The sequence below is a fragment of the Paraburkholderia sp. CNPSo 3272 genome, from assembly GCF_024206495.1.
GTDB lineage: Bacteria > Pseudomonadota > Gammaproteobacteria > Burkholderiales > Burkholderiaceae > Paraburkholderia.
The window spans coordinates 1-2,676 of sequence record NZ_JAMBPQ010000086.1 but is presented as its reverse complement, the minus strand read 5'-3'; the positions used below and the strand labels follow the sequence as shown (position 1 = coordinate 2,676).

Genomic DNA, 2,676 nt, shown 5'->3' with positions numbered 1-2,676 from the left:
CTCAAGCTGCGCGGCAAGTGGGTCTATCTTTATCGGGCGGTGGATCGGGTGGGCCAGACGGTTGACTTCATGCTCCGTGCAAAGCGCGACGTGGAGACGGCAAAAGCCTTTTTCAGGAAGGCGATCAAACATCAGGGCCAGCCACCGAAGATCATCACGCTTGACGGCTATGCGGCCTCGCACCGCGCCGTGCGCGAGATGAAGGCCGATGGCTTGCTGCCTGAGGACACGAAGGTCCGATCCTCGAAATATCTCAATAATCTGGTCGAGCAGGACCACCGCAGCATCAAGTCCCGGACGAAAGTCATGCTCGGCTTCAAACGTTTCAGGAACGCAGCGATCACTCTCTCTGGTATTGAGTTGGTACATCGCATTCGCAAGGGCCAATTCGGCCTCGCGAAGCTCGGCCTCAAAGATACCACTGCGCCCGCAGTCTGGGAGGCCGTCCTGTCTGCTTGATAAGGTATCCTCTATATAACAACAATCTCGTACACACCGCCTATTTGCACCAGAGTCCCCTTATCGAGCTTCGGTCCGATTCGCCAGCACTTCGCGCGCAAGCGACATTCACTGCGTGCATCACTCTATCGCAAACAGCTCGCCGCACGCTTTGCCGGCGTGGCATCGCTTCTCTCACCCAAGTTCCGTCCAATTTCTGGGCAAATGCACGTTCTGTACGCTCTTGCGTCTCGAATACCTTAACGTGACAACGCCGTGCGCTTGGGCCATTCGTGAAAATCTGAACAGAGCGTAGCGGAAGCGCTACGGATCTCCGGCTGCGGAACGCACCTGAAGGCACTATAATCAAGCAAACTATGCGCCACCGGTTCCCCAGCTTGAAATCACAAGAATAGCCGACGATGCACGATCAATTGTGTGAGTGGTCGTCCTGTTTGTCCAACTCCCGACGACGTATGTCGACATTGTCACGTTAGAGCGTTCTCTGAAAGTCGCAGTTGGCCTGTTGCAGAAAACAACTCCGACGAGCATTCCAGCAGGATCAGTATCACGTCTTCGGGGTCGAGCCGATCCGCACGGTCTTGCGGACGGCCCCGTCAGGGCTGCCGACGTCATGCAGCACAGCTTCGAGATCCGTCCCGACGCTGCGCCCGAGCATTCGGCAACCGGAGATCAAGCGTGACTGGCTGGCCAACATGCAGGTCTATTGCGTGCCGAAGGTCTGGAGGCAGACGAACCGGGAAGGCGTTGCGGTGGCCCGCTGCACGGTCGCACGATTGATGAAACGGCAAGGGCTGCGTGGGGCAGTTCGCGGTAAGCGGGTCGCACGACATAGGCCGATGCGAGTGCACCGCGCCCGCTGGATCGGGTCAATCGGCTAAACATGCGCGATTTGTAAGGAACCCACGTCATTGTTTGATAGCCGACGCAATTTCCCGCCAATGCGTCACTATGCCTGTGCTCTGGGGGCTCCGAGCGTTTGCGGTCCACATGGCCCGGAAAGTGCTTTGGAACAGGACTGGAACAACCCACCGCGACAGAGGGCATTGTCACGTTGCGGACTGAGTCCGGTAACATCCGGCGATGCTGGTTACCAATCGCTTTATCGCAGCCACCGCTTCCCGGCGATCGTCGTCAGTTGAACCGTGCGCTGGCAGTTGGACCGCGGTATTGTCATCAGCTACGAAACAATTCGACGCTGGTGCGACAAAACTGGCGCCGGCTTTGCACGTTGGATAAGGCTCTGGTGCAAATAGGCGGTCTGTACGAGATTGTTGTTATATAGAGGATACCTCATCAAGCAGACAGGACGGCCTCCCAGACTGCGGGCGCAGTGGTATCTTTGAGGCCGATCTTCGCGAGGCCGAACCTCCAGTGGTCTCCTCGCGCTAACCTCGTAGCGTGTGGTTTTTAGCGGGCTCCGGGCCCGCTTTTTTTTTGTGCGCCGAGCATGCGCAACAGCTTGGGGGTGAAAGTCCCCTGCCCAACCTGATGGTGGTGAAGGGCTAGTGAAACGCAAGGGCGTCGTCGTGAGGCGGGGTCTGAAGGAAGCGTGTAGCAAAGCCACGACCTGACGAACAGAAACCAGATACGAGGCCTACCCAGTCGGACGAGCGAGCAAATGATTGCGAAGTCCATAACCATCAAGGGCTGGGGTGGTAAATCTGGCAGGTGCGTGGTGAAGGCGGTTGAGCTTACCTTCTATGAGCGGAATATTGTCAAGGCATGTCACGAGCTCGCTGTGGTTCGAACATTGACTGCGCGGTCAATTCAATCCGCTGGCGCCTGGCCAGCCTCATCCTGCATGCGCGTTGCGCCGGAGTTGTGTCCAGGAACATGCCCCATCTCGGGATCGGTTGCATGGCAACCCGGTAAGAACACGGGCATGTTCACCTCAAACCTGTGCCTGCTGCGCCAACGCGCAAAGGCATTGACCCCACTGCTTTCGGCGTAGCGCCTGAACGACGGCGACGCTCAGCGACCGGCGATGACACTGCGCCGGTCTCCCACACGAATCTTGCGGGCTTGCGTTCAACGAAGGCAAGCAATAGCAGTCCTGAGCCCAACGTAAACGATTGAATGTGACTATACAAAAATCCTACGAACTCAATGTCACGGCGATCAGTATAAAGGGTCATCAACTCGACGGAAAATGCGTCGATGTGGCATTCCAATTAGGCGGATCTTGCCCGAAAACATTGCGAACGAAGAAATCCA

General features: G+C 57.0%; 1 protein-coding gene and 2 pseudogenes. All 3 read left to right on the top strand.

The window, feature by feature from the left end; all coding sequences use genetic code 11:
* A partial coding sequence (locus M3I53_RS37750) for an IS6 family transposase (RefSeq protein WP_254320798.1) occupies positions 1-459 on the top strand: 459 nt, incomplete at its 5' end.
* A 57-nt stretch (positions 460-516) separates the two neighbouring features.
* Positions 517-615, top strand: a pseudogene (locus M3I53_RS38545) (IS6 family transposase); the annotation flags it as partial.
* A 395-nt stretch (positions 616-1,010) separates the two neighbouring features.
* A pseudogene (locus tag M3I53_RS37740) lies at positions 1,011-1,336 on the top strand (IS3 family transposase); the annotation flags it as partial.
* Between the last annotated feature and the right edge of the window lie 1,340 nt (positions 1,337-2,676).